Origin of the sequence: Pseudomonas prosekii (genome assembly GCF_900105155.1) — a bacterium.
GTDB classification, from domain to species: Bacteria; Pseudomonadota; Gammaproteobacteria; order Pseudomonadales; family Pseudomonadaceae; genus Aquipseudomonas; species Aquipseudomonas prosekii.
The window spans coordinates 592,684-612,667 of sequence record NZ_LT629762.1; the positions used below are offsets into that span (position 1 = coordinate 592,684).

At 58.8% G+C, this 19,984-nt stretch carries 18 protein-coding genes, 1 tRNA gene and 1 pseudogene; 10 read left to right on the plus strand and 10 right to left on the minus strand.

The features are described 5' to 3' along the window. The first annotated feature begins 112 nt into the window (after positions 1 to 112). Entirely contained in the window at positions 113 to 1,009 is an 897-nt protein-coding gene (gene nhaR, locus BLU01_RS02735) for a transcriptional activator NhaR (RefSeq protein ID WP_092270488.1), read from the plus strand. A gap of 34 nt (positions 1,010 to 1,043) precedes the next feature. On the opposite strand, the gene BLU01_RS02740 is transcribed toward nhaR, so the two are convergent. Continuing rightward, entirely contained in the window at positions 1,044 to 2,204 is a 1,161-nt protein-coding gene (locus BLU01_RS02740; RefSeq protein ID WP_092281442.1) for an MFS transporter, read from the minus strand. 373 nt (positions 2,205 to 2,577) lie between these two features. On the opposite strand from BLU01_RS02740, the gene sstT reads away from it, so the two are divergent. Beyond that, positions 2,578 to 3,804: a serine/threonine transporter SstT gene (gene sstT, locus BLU01_RS02745; protein WP_092270491.1), complete on the plus strand. Its 1,227-nt coding sequence runs from the start codon at positions 2,578 to 2,580 to the stop codon at positions 3,802 to 3,804. A gap of 139 nt (positions 3,805 to 3,943) precedes the next feature. Here the strand turns inward: sstT and BLU01_RS02750 are convergent, their stop codons facing one another. Next, entirely contained in the window at positions 3,944 to 4,453 is a 510-nt protein-coding gene (locus BLU01_RS02750; RefSeq protein WP_092270494.1) for a DUF1993 domain-containing protein, read from the minus strand. 142 nt (positions 4,454 to 4,595) lie between these two features. On the opposite strand from BLU01_RS02750, the gene BLU01_RS02755 reads away from it, so the two are divergent. After that, positions 4,596 to 5,243 carry a YceH family protein gene (locus tag BLU01_RS02755; protein WP_092270497.1) on the plus strand — a complete coding sequence of 216 codons (648 nt, stop codon included), beginning with the start codon at positions 4,596 to 4,598 and terminating at the stop codon, positions 5,241 to 5,243. 148 nt (positions 5,244 to 5,391) lie between these two features. Here BLU01_RS02755 and BLU01_RS02760 read toward each other — a convergent pair whose 3' ends face one another. Continuing rightward, the gene (locus BLU01_RS02760) at positions 5,392 to 6,210 is read right to left on the minus strand and encodes a shikimate 5-dehydrogenase (RefSeq protein WP_092270500.1); all 819 of its coding nucleotides are present in this window, start codon (positions 6,208 to 6,210) and stop codon (positions 5,392 to 5,394) included. 243 nt (positions 6,211 to 6,453) lie between these two features. On the opposite strand from BLU01_RS02760, the gene BLU01_RS02765 reads away from it, so the two are divergent. From BLU01_RS02765 to BLU01_RS02775, 3 genes are all read left to right on the plus strand, one after another. Beyond that, positions 6,454 to 6,816 (plus strand): hypothetical protein, encoded by a 363-nt coding sequence (locus tag BLU01_RS02765; RefSeq protein WP_092270503.1) that lies wholly within the window; start codon positions 6,454 to 6,456, stop codon positions 6,814 to 6,816. A gap of 251 nt (positions 6,817 to 7,067) precedes the next feature. Beyond that, a complete protein-coding gene (locus tag BLU01_RS02770) occupies positions 7,068 to 7,262 on the plus strand; it encodes a hypothetical protein (RefSeq protein WP_092270506.1) in 195 nt (64 codons plus the stop codon). Positions 7,263 to 7,362: 100 nt separating this feature from the next. Further along, complete coding sequence (locus tag BLU01_RS02775) at positions 7,363 to 7,545, plus strand: hypothetical protein (RefSeq protein ID WP_092270510.1); 183 nt, start codon at positions 7,363 to 7,365, stop codon at positions 7,543 to 7,545. On the opposite strand, the gene BLU01_RS02780 is transcribed toward BLU01_RS02775, so the two are convergent. Next, positions 7,542 to 8,606 carry an AI-2E family transporter gene (locus BLU01_RS02780; protein WP_092270513.1) on the minus strand — a complete coding sequence of 355 codons (1,065 nt, stop codon included), beginning with the start codon at positions 8,604 to 8,606 and terminating at the stop codon, positions 7,542 to 7,544. The genes BLU01_RS02775 and BLU01_RS02780 overlap by 4 nt on opposite strands. Before the next feature lie 163 nt (positions 8,607 to 8,769). On the opposite strand from BLU01_RS02780, the pseudogene BLU01_RS02785 reads away from it, so the two are divergent. The 3 genes and pseudogenes from BLU01_RS02785 to BLU01_RS02795 all read left to right on the plus strand — a co-directional run. Next, positions 8,770 to 9,321, plus strand: a pseudogene (locus BLU01_RS02785) (U32 family peptidase); the annotation flags it as partial. Positions 9,322 to 9,555: 234 nt separating this feature from the next. Next, positions 9,556 to 10,706 (plus strand): IS3 family transposase gene (locus tag BLU01_RS02790; protein WP_092270516.1). Its coding sequence is split into 2 segments (ribosomal slippage): positions 9,556 to 9,790 and positions 9,790 to 10,706, totalling 1,152 coding nucleotides; the frame shifts between segments, so codons are not numbered across the junction. Between the two features lie 156 nt (positions 10,707 to 10,862). Beyond that, entirely contained in the window at positions 10,863 to 11,207 is a 345-nt protein-coding gene (locus BLU01_RS02795) for a hypothetical protein (RefSeq protein WP_231987128.1), read from the plus strand. A gap of 209 nt (positions 11,208 to 11,416) precedes the next feature. Here the strand turns inward: BLU01_RS02795 and BLU01_RS02800 are convergent, their stop codons facing one another. Then, positions 11,417 to 11,785 carry a DUF6124 family protein gene (locus BLU01_RS02800; RefSeq protein WP_092270519.1) on the minus strand — a complete coding sequence of 123 codons (369 nt, stop codon included), beginning with the start codon at positions 11,783 to 11,785 and terminating at the stop codon, positions 11,417 to 11,419. Positions 11,786 to 12,404: 619 nt separating this feature from the next. Next, positions 12,405 to 12,481, minus strand: a tRNA-Val gene (locus tag BLU01_RS02805). Positions 12,482 to 12,664: 183 nt separating this feature from the next. Here BLU01_RS02805 and BLU01_RS02810 point away from each other — a divergent pair. Further along, on the plus strand, positions 12,665 to 13,948 hold the full coding sequence (locus BLU01_RS02810; protein WP_092270522.1) for an NAD(P)/FAD-dependent oxidoreductase: 1,284 nt from the start codon (positions 12,665 to 12,667) through the stop codon (positions 13,946 to 13,948). Positions 13,949 to 14,061: 113 nt separating this feature from the next. Here BLU01_RS02810 and BLU01_RS02815 read toward each other — a convergent pair whose 3' ends face one another. Genes BLU01_RS02815 through BLU01_RS02830 form a run of 4 tightly spaced genes read right to left on the minus strand, consistent with a single transcriptional unit; the run spans position 14,062 to position 19,636 of the window. After that, positions 14,062 to 15,033 (minus strand): XdhC family protein, encoded by a 972-nt coding sequence (locus BLU01_RS02815; protein ID WP_092270525.1) that lies wholly within the window; start codon positions 15,031 to 15,033, stop codon positions 14,062 to 14,064. 1 nt (position 15,034) lies between these two features. Beyond that, positions 15,035 to 16,270: a c-type cytochrome gene (locus BLU01_RS02820; RefSeq protein ID WP_092270528.1), complete on the minus strand. Its 1,236-nt coding sequence runs from the start codon at positions 16,268 to 16,270 to the stop codon at positions 15,035 to 15,037. A gap of 2 nt (positions 16,271 to 16,272) precedes the next feature. Beyond that, on the minus strand, positions 16,273 to 16,812 hold the full coding sequence (locus BLU01_RS02825) for a (2Fe-2S)-binding protein (RefSeq protein ID WP_007982256.1): 540 nt from the start codon (positions 16,810 to 16,812) through the stop codon (positions 16,273 to 16,275). Then, positions 16,805 to 19,636 carry a xanthine dehydrogenase family protein molybdopterin-binding subunit gene (locus BLU01_RS02830; protein ID WP_092270531.1) on the minus strand — a complete coding sequence of 944 codons (2,832 nt, stop codon included), beginning with the start codon at positions 19,634 to 19,636 and terminating at the stop codon, positions 16,805 to 16,807. The genes BLU01_RS02825 and BLU01_RS02830 overlap by 8 nt, the downstream gene beginning before the upstream one ends. Positions 19,637 to 19,984 lie beyond the last annotated feature (348 nt).

The following is a 19,984-nucleotide window of genomic DNA, read 5'->3' on the forward strand; positions in this document are numbered from 1 at the left end:
CAACGCCCAGCGGCGCGCGGTCGATAGCGAGGCATTCTATGTAAGTAGATACTTCAGGAAAATTCGTATTTTCAGCGGCTATACTTCGTTTTTTACGAACTGACAGGCCGCCATGCTCAATTACCGACAGCTGCATTACTTCTGGGTCGTCGCCAAGACCGGCAGCATCGTCCGCGCGTGCGAGCAACTTAACCTGACACCGCAGACCATCAGCGGGCAGATTTCACTGTTTGAACAAACTTTCGGTATCGAATTGTTTCGCCGCGTCGGGCGCAATCTTGAGCTCACCGAGGCCGGGCGCCAGGCGCTGCCCTTTGCCGAGCAGATGTTTCAGCTCGGTGGCGAATTGGAGTTGATGCTGCGCGCCCAACCAAATGAGCAACAGATTCTGTTTCGCGTCGGTGTCGCAGACGTGGTGCCAAAATCCATCGTCTATCGCCTGATCGCGCCGACCATGGAATTGAGCGAGCCGCTGCGCATCAGTTGTCGCGAGGACAAACTGGAACGGTTACTCGCCGACCTGGCAATTCAGCGCCTCGACCTGGTCATCTCTGACAGCCCAATGCCGTCGCACCTCGACATCAAGGGCTACAGCCAGAAACTCGGCGAATGCGGGATCAGTTTTTTTGCGACGAAGGCGTTGGCGGCGCAGTACGGCGAGGATTTCCCCCGCAGCCTGCACGGCGCGCCATTGTTGATTCCCGGGCCGGAAACCGTGGTGCGCAGCCGTTTGCAGCGCTGGTTTGCCGAGCAGCAGATTCAGCCAAGGATTGTCGGCGAGTTCGATGACAGCGCGTTGATGCAAGCGTTTGGGCAATCCGGCAGCGGGATTTTCATCGGCCCGAGCGTGATTGCCGACGAGGTGCAACGCCAGTGCGGCGTCGAATTGATCGGCCAGACCGACGCGGTCACCGAGTCGTTCTACGCCATTTCCGTCGAACGCAAGGTCAAGCACCCCGGCATCGTTGCGATTGCCGAAGGTGCCCGACGCGAGCTGTTTACTGACTGACTGTTTACTGACTGACTGCTTACTGAACAGCTGTTTACTGAACGGTGAGAATCTCGCGCGGCTTCATGGTCATCAGGGCCATGGCCAGCAGCACCGAGGCGAGGATGATCGCGGCGGCGGCAAAACCCAGCCCTTGCAGGCCAAAACTGTCGATCACCCGACCACCGAGCATCGCGCCCAGGCCAATCCCGAGGTTGGCCCCGGCGATGTTCAGCGACGCAGCGAAGGCCGGCGCTTCCGGCGCAGCTTTCATCAAACGCACATGGCTGACCAGGAACAGCGCGGCTTGAGTCACGCCCCAAATGCCCATCGCCGCCGCCAGACCCAGCGGCGAGTGAATGTTCGGCACCAGCGCGACCATGCCGGCAATCATGAACGCGCAAAACATCATCGACGCGATCAATGGATGACGGTCCACCGCGCGGCCACCCAGCGAATTGCCGATCAAACCGACCGCGCCGAAGCCCATCAGGCACCAGCCGACCACGGTGCCGTTGAAACCGGCAAGGCGTTCAAGGATGTCCGCCAGGTAGGTGTAAGCGGTAAACATGCCGCTGAAGACCAGAATCGACAACAGCACATGACCAATCATCAACGGGCTGTGGAGGATTTTGAATTGCGAGCGAAAGCTCACTTGATGCTGATGCAAGCTGGTTTTCGGCAGGTAGATAAACAGCAGCAGAGCCTTGGCAAACGCGATTACCGCGAGAATGCCGAAGGCGCTGCGCCAGCCGAATGCATCGGAAATCAGCGTGCCGACCGGAATGCCGAACACCGTGGCGCAGACGATGCCGAAACCGATCTTGGCGATGGCGCGACCGGCGTGGTCCGGTCCGACGATGTCCACCGCGGTCTCGCTGGCCAAGGCCCAGAACACCGGCAAGCCCAGCGCCGGGATCAACCGCGCGGCGGCCATCACCCAGATATTCGGCGCAAACGCCGCGACCGTATTGGCCACGCCGAACATGATCAACACCGAGATAAACAGTTTGCGCCGTTCGAAACGGGCGAAGTAGGCGGTCAGGAATGGGCCGAACGCGGCCACGGTGAACGCGAACAACGTCACCAGCAAACCGGCTTGGGGAATCGTGACTTCAAGGTCTCGAGCGATCGCCGGCAACAGGCCGACGATGATGAACTCCGTGGTCAGCACCGTGAAGCCGGCAGCGGACAACAGAATGATGGGCAGCAACAGCATGCAAAACTCCAGAAAAACGACGACAGCAGCGACAGCCCGAGGGCGCACTGGCAGAAACTGAAAATGAGGATGGCGAATCTTAACAGAGTGTGTCCGAGCCGGGTTGCACGAACCTGCAAATTGCCCGGGCGTCACGGGCGGCAGATCGTCACAGGTCTGAAGGATGCGGACTACCCTGTGATAAAGTTCGCGCCCTGCGATTCGTACACCCTGATCATCGGCCACTTTGCGGCTCTGATGGCGCACTAACCTGTAGTTCTTAACCGTAGTTTCTATCCGTAGCTTCTACCAGTGGTTCCTTCCTGTGGCCTGCCCTGTTTATTGCCGCGTGACGCGCAACCCTGCACCCAAAAAAATCAGAGATACCGCTATGAGTGCTGCATCCCCTGCCCTATTACATCGTTTGAAACGTATTAGCCTGGTTACGCAAATCATCATCGGCCTGATTGCCGGCATCGCCCTTGCGCTGCTGGCGCCGGAAGTGGCGAAGTCGACCACGCTCATCGGCAAGCTGTTTGTCACGGCGTTGAAAGCGGTCGCGCCGATTCTGGTATTCGTGCTGGTCATGGCTTCGATTGCCAACCACAAGGTCGGCCAGGAAACGCACATTCGGCCGATTTTGTATCTGTATCTGCTGGGTACTTTTGCCGCCGCGGTGGTCGCGGTCGTGGCCAGCACGCTGTTCCCCTCGAACCTGGTGCTGACGACCCACGACGTCGCGATCAGCGCGCCGGGCGGGATTGGCGAAGTCTTGCAAAGCCTGCTGCTGAGCGTGGTCGATAACCCGGTAAGCGCGCTGATGAATGCCAACTTCATCGGCATTCTGGCCTGGGCGATCGGCATGGGCGTAGCCATTCGCCATGCCGGTGACACCACGCGCGAGGTGCTGGGCGACTTGTCCAACGGCGTCACGCTGATTGTGCGCATGGTGATCTGCTTTGCGCCGCTGGGGATTTTTGGCCTGGTGGCATCGACGCTGGCCACTTCCGGTTTCGGCGCGCTGATCGGTTATGTGCATCTGCTGGCGGTGTTGCTCGGCTGCATGCTGTTCGTGGCGCTGGTGATGAACCCGATCATCGTTTTCTGGAAACTGCGCCGCAACCCGTATCCGCTGGTGTGGACGTGCCTGCGCGAAAGCGGCATTACCGCGTTTTTCACTCGCAGCTCGGCGGCGAACATTCCGGTCAACCTGGAATTGAGCAAACGCCTGGGCCTGCATGAAGACACGTATTCGGTGTCGATCCCGCTCGGCGCGACGATCAACATGGCTGGCGCGGCGATCACCATTACCGTGCTGACCCTCGCCGCCGTGCACACGCTTGGGATTGCCGTGGACATTCCGACCGCGATTCTGCTCAGCGTCGTCGCGGCGATTTGCGCGTGTGGTGCTTCGGGCGTGGCCGGCGGTTCGTTGTTGCTGATTCCGCTGGCGTGCAGCTTGTTCGGCATTCCGAGCGAAATCGCCATGCAAGTGGTGGCGGTCGGTTTCATCATCGGCGTGCTGCAGGATTCGGCCGAGACAGCGCTGAATTCCTCCACCGACGTGCTGTTTACCGCAGCGGCCTGTCTGGGTGAAGAACAGAAAAACCCGGCATAACCCCCGCTCCTGTAGGAGCCAGGCTTGCCGGCGAAGGCGTCCTTGAAATCGCTTTCGCCGGCAAGCCTGGCTCCTACAAAGGCAAAAAAATCCCGCCACGGCGCTAACCGTGGCGGGATTTTTTTTATTGCCGGACGGTTTAGAACGCGCCCATGTAATCGCGCTTGCCCACTTCTACGCCGTTGTGACGCAGCAGCGCGTAAGCGGTGGTGACGTGGAAGAAGAACTGCGGCAAGCCGTAGCTCAGCAGGTAAGCCTGGCCGCTGAAGCGCTTCTCTTTCGGCGTGCCTGGGCGGGTGACGATTTCGATGCCTTCGTTGCCATCGATCTGCTCAGGCTTGATCTCGCCGATGTAGGCCAGAACTTTGGTGATCAGCGCTTGCAGGTCGGCGAAGGTGGTTTCTGAGTCTTCGTATTTCGGCACTTCCAGCTCGGCCAGACGCGACGAAACGCCTTTGGCGAAATCGACGGCGATCTGTACCTGGCGAACCAGCGGGAACATGTCCGGGTACAAACGCGCTTGCAGGAACGCATTCGGGTCGATGTTTTTCGCAGTGGCGTGGGCTTCAGCCTTGTTCAGCACATCGCTCAGGGCGTTGAGCATTTGCTTGAAAACCGGGACGGAAGCGGCGTACAGGGAAATAGTCATGGCAGTCTCGTGTTGTGGCGGGTGTAAAAACGTGGAGCGATTATAGCCATGCTTTGCGCATCGGGCGGCTTGCCTTTTGTTTGGCAAGGATTACGCTAGGCGGCTTCGACTGCACGCATCGACAGCAAAGGGAAAAGCGCGAATGAGCACTGAGCAAGAGACGACCTTCGACGAGCCGCGCCTCAACAGCACGGAAATCCGCATCCTGGGCTCGCTGATCGAGAAACAGGCGACCAGCCCGGAAACCTACCCGCTGACCCTTAATGCGCTGGTGATTGCCTGCAACCAGAAAACCAGCCGCGAACCGGTGATGAACCTGACTCAGGGCCAGGTTGGTCAGAGCCTGCGCGCCCTCGAAGGTCGCGGCTTCAGCAAACTGGTGATGGGCAGCCGCGCCGATCGCTGGGAACACAAAGTCGACAAGGCGCTGGAACTGGTGCCGGCGCAGGTGATTTTGACCGGTTTGCTGTTCTTGCGTGGTCCGCAAACGGTCAATGAACTGCTGACCCGCAGCGGCCGCATGCATGAATTTGAAGATGCCGAGCAAGTGGTTCATCAGCTCGAACGGCTGATTGCGCGGGGATTGGCGCTGTTGATTCCGCGTCAGGCCGGGCAGCGCGAAGACCGCTACATGCACGCGCTGGGCGATCCGGCAGACATCGAGACGATTCTTGCGGCCCGCCAGCATCCGGCGGAACGTGGTGCCAGCGGCGGGGTTTCGGTGGAGCGCATTGAAGAGCTCGAAGCGCGGATTGCAGCGCTGGAAGAACGCCTGTCGCGCCTGGAATAACCCGACGCGACAGATCAAACGATGTCGGCTGACACTCCGTTATCGCGAGCTGGCTCACTCCTACAAGGATTTCAGCGTTCATGAGCTTCCCTGTGGGAGCGAGCTTGCTCGCGATGAGGCCGGCACTGCCCATCCAAAAACCCGGCTATCAACTCCGTGCAAACGCCACCGCAGCCTGAAACTGCTCATCCGTCGGCCGCACGCCGGTGTACAGCACAAACTGCTCCAGCGCCTGGATCGCGATCACTTCGAGCCCGGTGATCACGCGTTTGCCTTCCGCGCGCCCGCGCACGATCAGCGGCGTCTCCGACGGAATCGCCACCACATCGAATACCGTTTCCGCGGCCGCAATAACCTCTGCATCAAACGCCAACTGATCCGCTTCCGGTCCACCGGTCATGCCGATCGGCGTCACGTTGATCAGCATCTGCGGACGCCGCGCAGCCAAATCCGCTTGCCATTCATAACCCAGCGCATCCGCCAGCGCCCGCCCGGCGCGCTCGTTACGCGCGACGATCACGCCGTTTGCGTAGCCGCCATCGCGCAACGCGCTGGCCACTGCTTTGGCCATCCCGCCGCTGCCGCGCAGGGCGAATGTCGAGTCTTTCGGCACCTGATGCGTTTCCAGCAACTGGGCGATGGCAATGTAATCAGTGTTATAGGCCTTGAGATGGCCGTCAGTGTTGACGATGGTGTTGATCGATTGAATCGCCGCCGCCGACGCATCCAGCTCATCGACCAGTGCAATGCACGCTTCCTTGAACGGCATCGACACGCCGCAACCGCGAATGCCCAGCGCGCGAATACCACCGACGGCGCCGTTCAGGTCTTTGCTGCTGAACGCCTTGTAATAGAAATTCAGCCCCAACTGTTCGTACAGATGATTGTGAAATCGCAGGCCAAAGTTGCCGGGGCGCCCGGAGAGCGACATGCACAACTGCGTGTCTTTGTTGGGGTTCATCTGCATGAAACATCTCCTCTCAATGCACTTTCAGATGGACGGGATTAGCCATTCCATCCTGTTCTGTTCGATCATGATCCGGTCTGCAAACGGCGCTGCAGGACGGTAAAGAAGCCGGTACAGACCTTACACAAAATTTACCCAGCGGCTGTGCAGTTTTTCAAAAAAGCGCTGTCTTAGAAGTATCCCCGCGCCAATCCCGGGTCTATTGCAGACTCAGGCGCCGGGTCGAAGAACCGAGGAATTATCATGATCCGTAAAATCCCCACAGTGGCCTTGTTGATTGGTGTACTGGCAGTCGCCGGACAGGCCGAAGCGCATGGCGGTGGCGGTTGGCAAGGTCCCGCGGTGTTCGGTGCGATTGTCGGCTCGGCCATCGTCGGCTCGGCCCTGATCAATGCCAATCGACCGGTTTATGTTGAACAGCCGCAGCCGGTTTACTACCAGCCACAACCGGTTTACGTACAACAACCGCCGCCACCGGTTTATTACCAACCAGCCCCGGTCTACGTGCAGCAACCGATCTATTACCGCCCGGCGCCGGTTTATTACGGCCCGCCACGCGGCTATTACGGTCGCCCGCATGGCTATTACGGCGGCCCGCGCTACTGATTGATCGAATCACCAGGCCCCGCCTCAACCGCGGGGCTTTTTTATGAGCGCGAGGTGTACGAGGTCTGGATAGACCGCGTCGAGGTCGTTATCGAGACAGCGCGCGCCGGCGATTTTGGCAAGATGCCTTGAGTGCCCTTCCCTGACATTGGGGCAAACCGTCATATTTGTGTCATGACAGGTGCGCAATCTGCATCTGCAGGCGTACAGCAACGTTGATCACCGCCACTAATAACAAGAAGGACGAGCTCATGCCCACGCAAAACCCGCACCGCAATGTCGGCTTGTGCACTTCCAGCAAGGTTTATGACGCACTGACTGAACTCAAGCACCTGGAAGGCCATCGCAGCGCCAAGTTCCTCTCGCTGCTGGCGGAAAACCTGGTGCGCAAAGGCCTGCTCAATGAGCAGGAAGTCGTGCACATGCTCGATCTGGTGGTCGATTGAGCGCAAAGCTCAGTCGCATCAATGACCACTATCGAGAACGTTGATTGTCCGTCGCGCGGCACGATAAGTAAGGTAGCCCCATCGTTTGGTGGAGGTACTTATGAATCAGGTCCAGATCATGTCAGTTATTGGTAGCGCCGTTCCGGCATCGCTCAGAGCGTGCGGGTTGCTCGCCTGCTGGTATTTGGTGCTCAACGGCGAACCGGTCAGCGGCCCGCTCACTTCGCTGACCGCCGCCCAGGCCTTGTCGCAGCGCATGGGCGACGGCTCGTTCAGCGCTTAAGAAGGCAGTTGAATACGTGGCTTGCTTTCGACGAAGATCGCCCAGCTCGACATAAACAGCGCGGCGATCAAAGGCCCGATCACAAACCCGTTCAGACCGAAGACGGCCATGCCGCCCAAGGTCGAAATGAGGATCATGTAGTCGGGCATTTTCGTGTCCTTGCCCACCAGAATCGGGCGCAGCACGTTGTCCACCAGGCCAATCACGAACACCCCGAACAGCGCCAGCACCACGCCCTGCCAGATATAACCGCTGAGCAGGAAGTACAAGGCCACCGGCGCCCAGACAATCCCCGCACCCACCGCTGGCAACAGCGACAGAAACGCCATCACCACCGCCCAGAGCAACGCGCTCGGGATGTCCAGAAACCAGAAAATAAACCCGCCCAACGCACCTTGGCTAACCGCCACCAACAGGTTGCCTTTGACGGTAGCGCGCACCACGCGGTTGAATTTGAGCTGCAAACGACGCTTCTGCTGTTCTTGCAACGGCACTGCGGTACGGACCTTACGCGCCAGTTCGGCGCCATCGCGCAGCAAGAAAAACAGCAGGTACAGCATGATGAAGAAGCTGACGATGAACTCAAACGTGCCTTGGCCGAACGTCACCACTTGCGAGGCGAAGAACTGACTGCCCTGCATCGCGCCTTTCACGGCTTTGTCCTGCAGACCATTCAACTCGCCGATACCAAAGCGGTCGAGCAGATGCTGGAAAGACATAGGCAAGCCATGCTTGAACTGGGTGATGTAACCGGCGATGTCCAATTTGCCGCTTTCGATGCTCTCGTAAAGCACCGCGCCTTCCTGAACCAGCAACGCACTGATGATGATCACCGGCAAAATCGCGATCACCAGACACACGCTCAAGGTGCACAGCGACGTCACGTTGCGCTGCCAGCCGAACTTCAATTGCAGCCGTCGTTGCATGGGCGCAAAGATAATCCCGAGAATCACCGCCCAGAACACCGCGCCGTAGAACGGCAGCAGAATCCAGATAAAGGCCAGCGTCACTGCTCCCAGTAAAAACAGCAGTGCTCTTTTTTGTACCGTCGTTTCTTTCATGTCCGATCCATGTCAGTGCGCAGAGGACGCAAGTTCGCGTCAGATGCTTAGTCCGCCACGGTTCGCGCGAGTGCCATCCGTTTGTTAAACAAGCATAGATCCAGATCAATAAAGCCCCGGAGCAACACGCTTAACCTCGCCGACTTTTGCGATCGACACGACCATGACCCTAGCGCCGCCGCCCTCCAGCCCAGAACTGCTCGCCCCCGCCGGCACCCTGAAAAACATGCGTTACGCCTTTGCCTACGGCGCCGATGCGGTGTACGCCGGGCAGCCGCGCTACAGCTTGCGGGTGCGCAATAACGAGTTCGACCACGCCAACCTTGCCCTCGGCATCCGCGAAGCGCAGCAACAGGGCAAGCGTTTTTACGTGGTGGTGAACATCGCGCCGCACAACGCCAAGCTCAAAACCTTCCTCAAAGACCTCGAACCGGTGATCGCGATGGCGCCCGACGCGCTGATCATGTCCGATCCGGGCCTGATCATGCTGGTGCGCCGGCACTTCCCGCAGATGCCGATTCACCTGTCGGTGCAGGCCAACACGGTGAATTGGGCGAGCGTCGAGTTCTGGCAGCAGCAGGGGCTGAGCCGGATCATCCTCTCGCGTGAACTGTCGCTGGAAGAAATCGCCGAGATCCGCCAGCAAGTGCCGGCCATGGAACTGGAAGTGTTCGTCCATAGCGACTTTTCCAAGCATCGAATACTGTCAGCGTATAGATCTGTGTTAAAAAAACAAAAAAAACAAAGGCTTGCATTCACGGCAGTATCTTCTATACCTGTTTTTGACAACCTCTCATTGACATCGCGCGAGGTGGAAAATGGGCATCACCTTAAAGGAAGCCGAAGGCAAGCTTACGGCCAGCTATTACGATGAGGTCGGTAAACAGTGAATCGCCCCTAGTTTCGTAGACACCTCCAAGCCTTAAAATGAGGCCCATTAGGAGGTGCCATGAGCAACCAGCGATATCCCGAAGAATTCAAAATCCAGGCGGTCAAGCAAGTGACCGAAAAGCAGCTTCCTGTCTCGGAGGTGGCTGCACGATTGGGTGTGTCCGTGCACAGCCTCTATGCCTGGGTTAAGCGCTACACCAAGCCCCAAGAACAGCGCGTTGAGGAGGATGATCAAAGCGCTGAGGTTCGTCGTCTACGTGCCGAGCTGAAACGGGTGACGGAGGAGCGAGACATCTTAAAAAAGGCCGCCGCGTACTTTGCCAAGGAGTGCGGCTGAAGTACGCCTTTATTAAGCAGCAATCGGGTCATTACGCGATTCGACGGCTTTGCCTGACGCTCAAGGTTCATCCCAGCGGCTACTACGCGTGGCTATCAGAACCAAAATCTGCGCGAGCCAAGGACGATCAGCGACTGCTTGGATTGATCAAACACTCCTGGCTGGAAAGCGGTGGCGTTTATGGCTATCGCAAGATCCATGATGACCTGCGAGAGGTTGGTGAGAGCTGTGGCCGTCACCGGGTGGCTAGGTTGATGCGCCTTGAGGGTTTACGTTCTCAGACTGGGTATCGACGGAGGCCGGGAAAATATGGCGGTAAACCAGCCGTTGCCTCACCGAACTTACTGAAGCGCCAATTCGATGTCAGAGAACCCAACAAAGTCTGGGTCACAGACATTACCTACATCCGAACATATGAAGGCTGGCTGTATTTGGCCGTGGTGCTCGATCTGTTTTCACGCCAGATCATTGGTTGGTCAATGAAGTCGCAGATGACCAGCGACGTAGCCATTGATGCACTGCTGATGGCGGTTTGGAGACGTAAGCCGAAGCAAGAGGTGATGATCCACTCAGATCAAGGCAGTCAGTACAGCAGCTCAGACTGGCGAAGCTTCTTGAAAGCTAACAACCTGGTGGCCAGCATGAGTCGTCGAGGTAACTGCCACGACAACGCTGTGGCGGAGAGCTTTTTCCAGCTGCTAAAGCGGGAACGGATCAAGCGTAAAATCTACACTACACGCCAGGATGCTCGGGATGATGTGTTCGATTACATCGAGATGTTTTACAACCCAAAACGACGCCACAGTTTCAACAATCAGCTGTCACCGGTAGAGTTTGAAAAGCGTTACGCAGCGAGCCTGGAGAGTGACTAGAAAACCCGGGGCGATTCAGGCTTCCCGAAGGTGGGACGCTCTACCGATGGGGCCGGGCATGGCAAATCGTCCAGTTAAAGGAAAACCATCAGGTCAGCCTTACACCAAATACGAAGAAGTCACGAATATCTACAAGGGTTTTGGCGGAACGGAAAAATGACACTGACTAAAATCTTCATCAGTTCACTGTGTTTCGTATGCCTTCATGCGAACGCTATGGATGTGCCGATAAAGGAAGGAATGGCATTTGTAAAAGCCCGAAAACTGCTGATCAAAGATGGTTGGCAGCCCAATCCTACTTACACCGGGGAGTATGGAGTAGAAAACATAATCTTAAGGGCAGGCTTCATAGAGATCGAATCCTGCACGATGGGCGTTCAGTATTGCGGATTTAATTACACAAAGGATAAAACCTGTCTTGGCGTAGGGACCGTGGGTGAAGAGGTTAAAGACATGAAGATCTACTCTTGGGATTTCGAGCGTCTTGAACGAGAAGAATAAATCGGGGAATAGAGAACGGCCATCTATAAGTGAACGGAGTGGGGTTGGCGATTGTGTATACGATTTTGCAGATGCACAGCGGAACATATGGCGTGACCAGCGCGGACGGATTGACGTGTTTTGAGTTGTTTTTTCCGGCGCGGGTGTTGGAGGGATAGTTGATTGATCGAAATAACGAGGGGGCGATCCCCTCGTTAATCGCCTGGCGACTAGCCGGGCTTGTGGTTATCCAGTACGCGATTGACCGCTAACTCGCCCATCGTAATCACCCGTTGCAGCACCAGCAGCGTTTGCCGTCGTGGATTCTCTGTCAGGCCGACAAGGTCGTTGACGATGATGCTCGCGGACGCAAATGCATCGCACGCATCGACGAGTAAGGTCTCGTCATCTGCCGACGGGTCGATGGCGAAAATGCTGCTGGGTTTGCGGGGCGCTATCTGCGCTTTCGTCGCCCCGGGGTTCAGGTAGATTTTGAGCGCGCGGTCGGCGGCTGCTTTGATCTTTTCGGGGTCGAGATCGAAAGAGGCGTCGTAGGGTACTGGATCGGTTTGCGGCGGATTCGGGGTTACTTTGAACATTGATGAAACTCCACTTAGATAAACGGAGCCATCACCCTCGCTACCAAACGAGAGGTGGCGGCCATGCGTGGGTTGGTAGACCGGTCTAAGCGGGAAACCCGGCGCTCACGAATGAGCCCCACGCATAACCACCATAAAGTCGAGTCCGAGGAATAGGACTACATACAGTGTCGCCATGCATCTACTTAGAAGCGGGCTACCAAACCCGATCACTGCTGTTCAGTGACAAGGAGACGATATAGCCCGCCCCAGAGACGCACAAGCCAGCGGATTCTGTCTTACCCGTAGGCAAAGGCACAAGGTTTTGTAGGCATTGGGACGTAACAGATGGTGTCGTTAAACATGAAGCTGGCAATGGTTAAACGCGCAGAAAGGCTTCCATTGATTTTGCTAGCTCATCGCGGCAAACGTGGCGTTGATCTCGCGTTATCCGCCCCGCTCATTCAGTCCCTTTTCAGCGCACGGAATGAGTCGGGTCCAACAGAGAGTGCGTTAAGGTTTGCCAATTCCGCCAAAAGGCAAATAGAACGGTTCCCTTTATTTCGCAAACCCCAGACAACAAAAAAGGGCCCACCTTTCGGTGAGCCCTTCTAGACCGCCCAGCAGAGCGGATTTTGTTTGGTAGGCGCGATTGGACTCGAACCAACGACCCCCACCATGTCAAGGTGGTGCTCTAACCAACTGAGCTACGTGCCTGCTGTGTGGCGGCATTCTACGGAATTCCGGAGGGGTGTCAACACCTTTTTTCGAGCTAACCCTATGAATATGCAAAATATTTAATTTTGCTGCCGCGACCAGGATTTTCCGGTGGCTGGCGGCGGTTTTTTAAGTCGGGTAGGATCAGGGCACTCGTAAAATATATTAAACAGAGGCAGCAGGATGGCGAACACCCCTTACCCAGAGTCCTATTACGCCGCATCGGCCAATGCGGTTCCGCCGCGCCCGGCGTTGCAGGATGACGTGGAGACTGATGTCTGCGTGATCGGCGCCGGTTACACCGGTCTGTCCTCTGCCCTGTTTCTGCTGGAGAACGGCTTCAAGGTCACCGTGCTGGAGGCGGCGAAGGTCGGGTTTGGCGCGTCGGGGCGTAATGGCGGGCAAATTGTTAACAGTTATAGCCGCGACATTGATGTGATCGAGCGCAGTGTCGGGCCCAGGCAGGCGCAGTTGCTCGGGCAGATGGCGTTCGAGGGCGGGCGGATTATTCGTGAGCGGGTCGCCAAATATAATATCCAGTGCGACTTGAAGGACGGCGGCGTGTTCGCTGCGATCACGGCCAAGCAGCTTGGGCATCTGGAATCGCAGAAGCGCTTGTGGGAGCGCTTCGGGCATACGCAGCTTGAGTTGCTGGATCAGACGCGCATTCGTGACGTGGTGGCGTGTGAGCACTATGTCGGCGGCTTGCTCGACATGAGCGGCGGGCACATTCATCCGCTGAACCTGGCGCTCGGTGAAGCGGCGGCCGTGGAATCGTTGGGCGGCACTATTTATGAGCAGTCGCCAGCGGTGCGCATCGAGCGCGGCGCGAATCCGGTGGTGCATACGCCGCAGGGTAAGGTCCGGGCCAAGTTCATCATCGTGGCGGGCAATGCTTATCTGGGCAATCTGGTGCCGGAGCTGGCGGCGAAGTCGATGCCGTGCGGCACTCAGGTGATTACGACTGAGCCGTTGAGCGAGGCGCTGGCGAAGAGTTTGTTGCCGCAGGATTACTGCGTCGAGGACTGCAATTATTTGCTCGACTATTACCGGCTGACTGGCGACAAGCGTTTGGTGTTCGGCGGTGGCGTGGTGTATGGCGCGCGGGATCCGGCGAACATTGAAGCGATCATTCGGCCGAAGATGCTTAAGGCGTTCCCGCAGTTGAAGGACGTGAAGATTGATTACGCCTGGACCGGAAATTTCCTGCTGACGTTGTCGCGTCTTCCGCAGGTCGGACGGCTGGGGGATAACATTTATTATTCGCAGGGCTGTAGCGGCCATGGCGTGACGTATACGCATCTGGCGGGCAAGGTGCTGGCCGAAGCGTTGCGCGGGCAGGCTGAGCGTTTTGATGCGTTTGCGGACCTGCCGCACTACCCGTTCCCAGGCGGACAACTGCTGCGCACGCCGTTTGCGGCGTTGGGGGCTTGGTATTACGGGTTGCGAGATAGGTTTGGGTACTGACCAACACCGCGGTTCCGTGTAGGAGCGAAGCTTGCTCGCGAAGAGGTCGTGCCAGACGACATCATTTTTACCTGACGCACCGCTTTCGCGGGCAAGCCTCGCTCCTACAAGGATCAGAGGCGATCGCGGGGGATGCCGCTGCGGATTCGCAGGATGTCGGCCAGGACTGCGAGGGCGATTTCTGCGGGGGTTTTGCTGCCCAGGTTCAGGCCGATTGGCGCGTGTATCCGCGCCAATTCGGCATCACCTAATCCACCAATCCGACGCAACCGCTCAAAGCGCTTCTGCGAGGTTTGCATCGAGCCCATTACGCCGATATAGAACGCATCGGTGCGCACCGCTTCCATCATCGCCAGGTCATCAATGCGTGGGTCGTGCGTCAGTGCCACCACGGCGGTGTCGCTGTGGCAGCCGCCGTCGGCGATGAACACCGACGGCAGTTGCCGCCGAATCTCGACGCCCGGCAACTCCACGCCTTCCAGCACTTCATCGCGCGGATCACACAGAATCACCTCGAACCCCAGACCCACGGCAAACTCCGCGCACGCTTGGGCGACGCTGGAATAACCGGCCAGCAGCAAACGCTGAGCCGCGCCGATGCGCACGCGCACTCGATCGATCTCACGTTCGATGCGCGCGCCCTGCTCGCTGTCGGCAAACACGCTGCGCGCACTGCTGGCCAGATCGACCTCGCGAATCAATCGACGCTGGCCGAGCAACGCCGATTGCAATTCGCGCAGGTGCCCCTGAACCTCGCAATCCGCCTCTAGCTTCTCCACCAGCACATCGAGCACGCCGCCACATGGCAGGCTGACCCGCGAACGCGGATCGTCGCCCTCGCCGTATCGCACGACGCTGACGGCTTGATCGAACCCACCTTCGGCAACGCGCTCGAGGAAATCCTCCTCGACGCAACCGCCGGACAGCGAGCCGATCCATTGCCCGTCAACGTTCACCGCGAGCAACGAACCCGGCGCACGCGGCGCCGAGCCGTAAGTCGCGAGCACCGTGCACAACCACACGCGCTGACCGGCGCAAGACCATTCGAGCGCGCGGCGCACCACTTGCAGATCGAGATGCTGCATGTCAGTGCGCCTTGTGCTCGGCCGGCGGCGCGTCAGCCTGCAGCTTCTGCACATCGCCGACCGCCAGTTCACCCGGCTGACCACCCCAACCCTGACGCAGATAATTCAGCAGATCAGTCAGTTGCTCGTGGCTGAGTTTGTCGGCAAAACCGGGCATCGGTTGCATGCGTTCGAACCCGGCGAATTGCTGTTCGCCGATGCCGTCCTCGATCACTCGCAACAGGTTGCGCGGGTCTTCCAGGCGCAGCGTGGTGTTGCCGCGCATGGCCACGGCGATGTGCGGTTTGCCCTCGCCGTCCGGCGCGTGACAACCGGCACAAACGTTGAGGTAATCCTGACGACCGCGCTGGGCGCTCGGGCTCATCTGCGCCAGCGGCACTTCGGTCAACACTTTCGCCGCGGGTGCCGGATCGCCAAGCAGATACGTGGCCATCGCCGCCAGGTCCGGGTCGCTGAGGCGTTGGGTGCTGTTGTGGAACACCGGGAACATCTCGTTGAACATCGTCCCTTGCGCGCTCATGCAGTGCTTGAGGAAGGTGCTCAAGTCCTGATGATTCCAGCCGCGCGCGGCCAGGTCAGTGGCCAACAGGCTCGGCGCCAGATAGCCGTTGAGCACGCCGCCGGTCAGGCGTTTGTCTTGCTGCATGGCGCCCGGCAAACCGCGCGGGGTGTGGCATTCGCCGCAATGGCCGAGCACTTCGACCATGTATTCGCCGCGCTTGAACTCGTCGCTTTTGCCGTCGGTCGGCGCCAGTTTCAGGTCTTTGCCATAGAGCATGTTCCAGCCCATCAGGCCCAAACGCACGTTGAACGGAAAGCTCAGGCTGGTCACCGGTGCTGCACGCTCGATCGGTTCGACGGTTTTCAGGTACGCGTGAATCGCGTCGGAATCGGCACGCGGCATCAAGTGATACGAGGTGTAAGGCATCGCCGGGTACAAATTTGCGCCATCGCGGCGCTTGCCTTCGGTCAGCGCGGCGAAGAATTCTTCGTCGCTGTACAAACCGATCCCGTGTTCTTTGCTCGGGGTGATGTTGGTGCCGTAGATCGTGCCGAACGGCGAGACGATCGGCAGACCGCCCGCGTACGGCGCGCCGCCCGGTGCGGTGTGGCACGCCACGCAATCGGCGGCGCGGGCGAGGTATTCGCCGCGCTTGATCTGATCATCCGCGTGCGCCAGCAACACCGGCGCAGCCAGGCCGACCGCCAAGGTCAGACGGGAGAGTAAATGCTTCATGGTTAACCCTCCTTGACCAGGCCGAGATCGGTCAGCACGTTGCGCGTCGCGCTGTAATAACGCACGTAGCCAGTGCAGCGGCAAATGTGGTGACCGAGGCTGTCCTCGATGACTTTTTCCAGCTGACTTTTGACGATTGGCTGACGTTGCAGCTTCTCCACCAGCACGGTCGCGGCGTTGACGAAACCCGGCGCGCAGTAGCTGCACTGAAAGGCGAATTCATCGACGAAGCGCTGTTGGATCGGGTTCAGTTCGGTGACTTTGCCCTGCTCATCGCGGGTCGCGTGACCTTCGATGGTGCGGACTTTCTTGCCTTCGAAATAGTGCGCGCCGGTGATGCAGGTGCGCACTTCTTCGCTGGTGCCGTCGGGGTTGTCGACGATCACCACGCAGGCATGGCAAATGCCTTGGCCGCAGCCGAGGCGCGAGCCGGTGAGGTTTTTGTATTCGTGCAGATAGTCGATCATCGGCAGGTCATCAGGGATGTCCACCGGGCCGACGGATTGACCATTGAGGGTCAGTTGAAGCGGACGGTTAGCCATTGAGGGCCTCCTTGATGCGCGCAGAAGTGATAGGCAGGTCGCGAACGCGTTTGCCGATGGCATGGGCCACGGCGTTACCGATGGCGCCGACCACCGGGATCATCACCACTTCGGCGATGCCTTTGGACGGGTCGCTTGGCGACAGCGGCGGCAGAATTTCCGCCGTTTGCGTCCACACCGCCACGTGCCGCGCCATCGGCAGACGGTAACGGTTGAAGTTCCAGTCACCCTCCCCCGGCCCGCCTTCGTACAGCGGCATTTCTTCGAGCAGCGCATGGCCGATGCCCATGGCGATCCCGCCTTCGAGCTGGCCCCTGACCAATTCTTCCACCAGCACCCGACCGCACTCGACCCATGAGTGATGGTTGAGCACCTGCACTTCGGCCGATCCTTTGTTGACTTTCAATTCCACCAGCGTCGCGACCGGGCTGTAGTAAGTCACCGCCGCGTTGTTCAACTGGATGTCCGGGTAATGCGCGTTTTGGCGATCGAGCAGATGGAAACCAGCGCTGGTCATCTGTGCTTTTTTCGCGTTCGGCGCGCCGTCGCCGTACTTCACGGCGAGGCCATCGAGTGGCAGGCGCTCGCGCACACCGTCGATGCTGAACTCGGCTTCGGCCCAGCTCCAGCGGTTGAAACCGTGCACGGTCGCGCCGGTCACCAAACCTTTTTCGTGAGCGTGTTTGGCCAGTTGTTCGAAGCTCAGCGGTTGCATGCCGTTGGCGGTGAGTTTGCCGTCGACCCAATGCGCGTCTTCGCGGCGCACCACGTAAGGGTTGGCCTGGCCGCCGTAAGGGCCTTGGCCCCAGATCTGCAACGCCGCCGGCCACAAGCCGTGGTTGAACAGCACGCGCGCCGCTTCACGGGTGGCGTGGCTGAAGTAGTAAGCCGAGTTGGTCGCCGATGAGGCCGACGCCAGTTTGCCGACCCAGCGCGGGTTGCGCAGGTAACCATCCTGTTCAGCCTGGCTCATGGTGTACGGGTTGCCGCCGGTGAACAGCTGCAACTCTTTCCACTCGGTTTCGCCGGTCTTCACTTCGGTCGCCGGGATGCCGATGAAATCAGCCACCACCAAGGCTTGCGAGGTGGACATGCCGGTGCCGATTTCGATGCCGATATGGCGCAACGTCACGTGCCCGTCAGCGGTGTATTCGATGCTCGCCATCGGCGCTTCGGAACCGGTGCCGAAGTCTTTCTGGCAGATCGCGAAACCGACGCCATACCAGTGATCCGGGTCAGCCGCCTCACGTTGCTTTTTGATCGCGTCGCGGTTTTTCCAGACTTCGTGGACCGCAGCCTTGTCGAGAATTTCGTGCAGACGCAAAGCACCGGCAGGGATCGCGCCCTGGGTGTTCTTCATGCCCGACAGCATGGCGTTTTTCTTGCGCAGATCAATCGCGTCGATGCCGAGGCGACCGGCGATTTCATCGACCATCATCTCGGTCGACGCCATGCTTTGCAGGGTGCCGTAACCGCGCATCGAGCCCGCTTCCACGGCGCGCGAATGGTAGGCCGTGACCTGCAAATCGTTCTGCGGCATGTAGTAGATCGACTGCGCCGCTGTGGCGCCAACCGCTGCCACTGAAGGGCTGTAGTTGATCCGCCCGCCACCGTCGACGCTCATTTCGGCGCGGAAAATCTTGAAGCTGTGATCGGTCTTGTCCACGGCCAATTGGTAGCGGATGTCGAACGGGTGACGCTTGATGCCGCTCTGGAATTGCTCGTAGCGATCATTCGCCAGACGCACCGGCACACCGGCGCCGTACAACGCGGCCAGCGCAGCGTAGTAGACGAAAATATTGTGGTCCTTGGAGCCGTAACCCACGGTGTAGCCCGGGTGCAGGTTGAGGTTGGCGAGGCCGAAACGCGACGGCGCGATCATCTTCGCGGTGTCGGTTGCGGTTTCCAGCGGGCATTGGGTAGCGACGACAAAGTGCAGGGTTTTGGTGGCCGGGTCGTACCAGCCGTTGCCGTTGTCCGGCTCCATCGCGGCAGGTTCGATCGACGGCGTTTTGTAGCGCTCGTCGAAGACCAGCCAGTTGTCCGGCGGCGTGTCGATTTGCTGCTTCATGCGATCGGCGTAGAACAATCCGCGCTCGGTCAGGTTGCCGTGCAGGTCGGGCTGGGAATTCCACACCGGGCGACGGTTTTTCAGCATCGGAAAGAGGATCGAATCCTTGAGGCTGGCGAATTCGTCTTCGTCCGCCGACGTCGCGCCGCCGACGCGCACGTAGCGGAAACTGCCGTAGGGATCGCCCTCGTAAAACGGCACTTGGGCGCCGTAGCGGATGGCTTTGTCATTGAATTTGAGTTTGGCTTTGGCCTGGCGGAATCGCTCGAAATCGTTCCAGATCAGGATCGCCACCGGGTGACCGATGAACATCGGCACTTTGCCTTCGGGCAGCAGCGGATCAGGCGCGTGCTCTTCCGGAAAGACGATGCCGTCGTTGTCCAGGTCAGCGGCGGTGACGATGCGGTCGGGCTGCAAATCGGCGCCGAGCCAGCTCAGGTCGTAGCCGGCGTAGATGCGGTCAGCCTTGGTGATTTTCAGCAACATGGCGTGGCCCTGCTGCTGCGGCCAGCCCGGCATGTCCTTGGCGCGGATGTCGCGGGCAAACACTTTGCTGCCGCAGACTTTGGACAAGGCATCGTTGCGTTGGCGCGCCTTGCCGTTGTTGCCGAGCCATTGCTCGGACGGCACGGTCACGCTGTTTTCCATCAAGGCAGCCAGCGCCTGGGAGCTGAGCGGCGCAAGCGTCACGCTCACACCTGCCACCAACCCGCCCTGAAGGAACGAGCGCCGGGAGATATCACGGTTGGACATGGATCATCCTCTGGACGGTTATAGGTCCGCCCTTCTGGTTATTTTCTGGGGATCTCGAGTCTTGCAGAAGCCCTTCTTGACGAAGCAAAGGGCTGAATTGACAGTGCAAAGCTGACCGAAAGGTTAACTTTAAAGGTTTGCGCTGTTTTAGAAAACAACTCGTTACAAATATCTGACCAAAGAATCAGAAACCGAGGTGAAGCCATCGCGAGCAGGCTCACTCCTACAGAGATTGCGCATGTCCCGAAACCACCGAACCCTGTAGGAGCTGATCTTGCTCGCGAAGGCGGTGTGTCAGGTGATTATGATGTAGCGGCTGATGGCCTCATCGCGAGCAAGCTCGGCTCC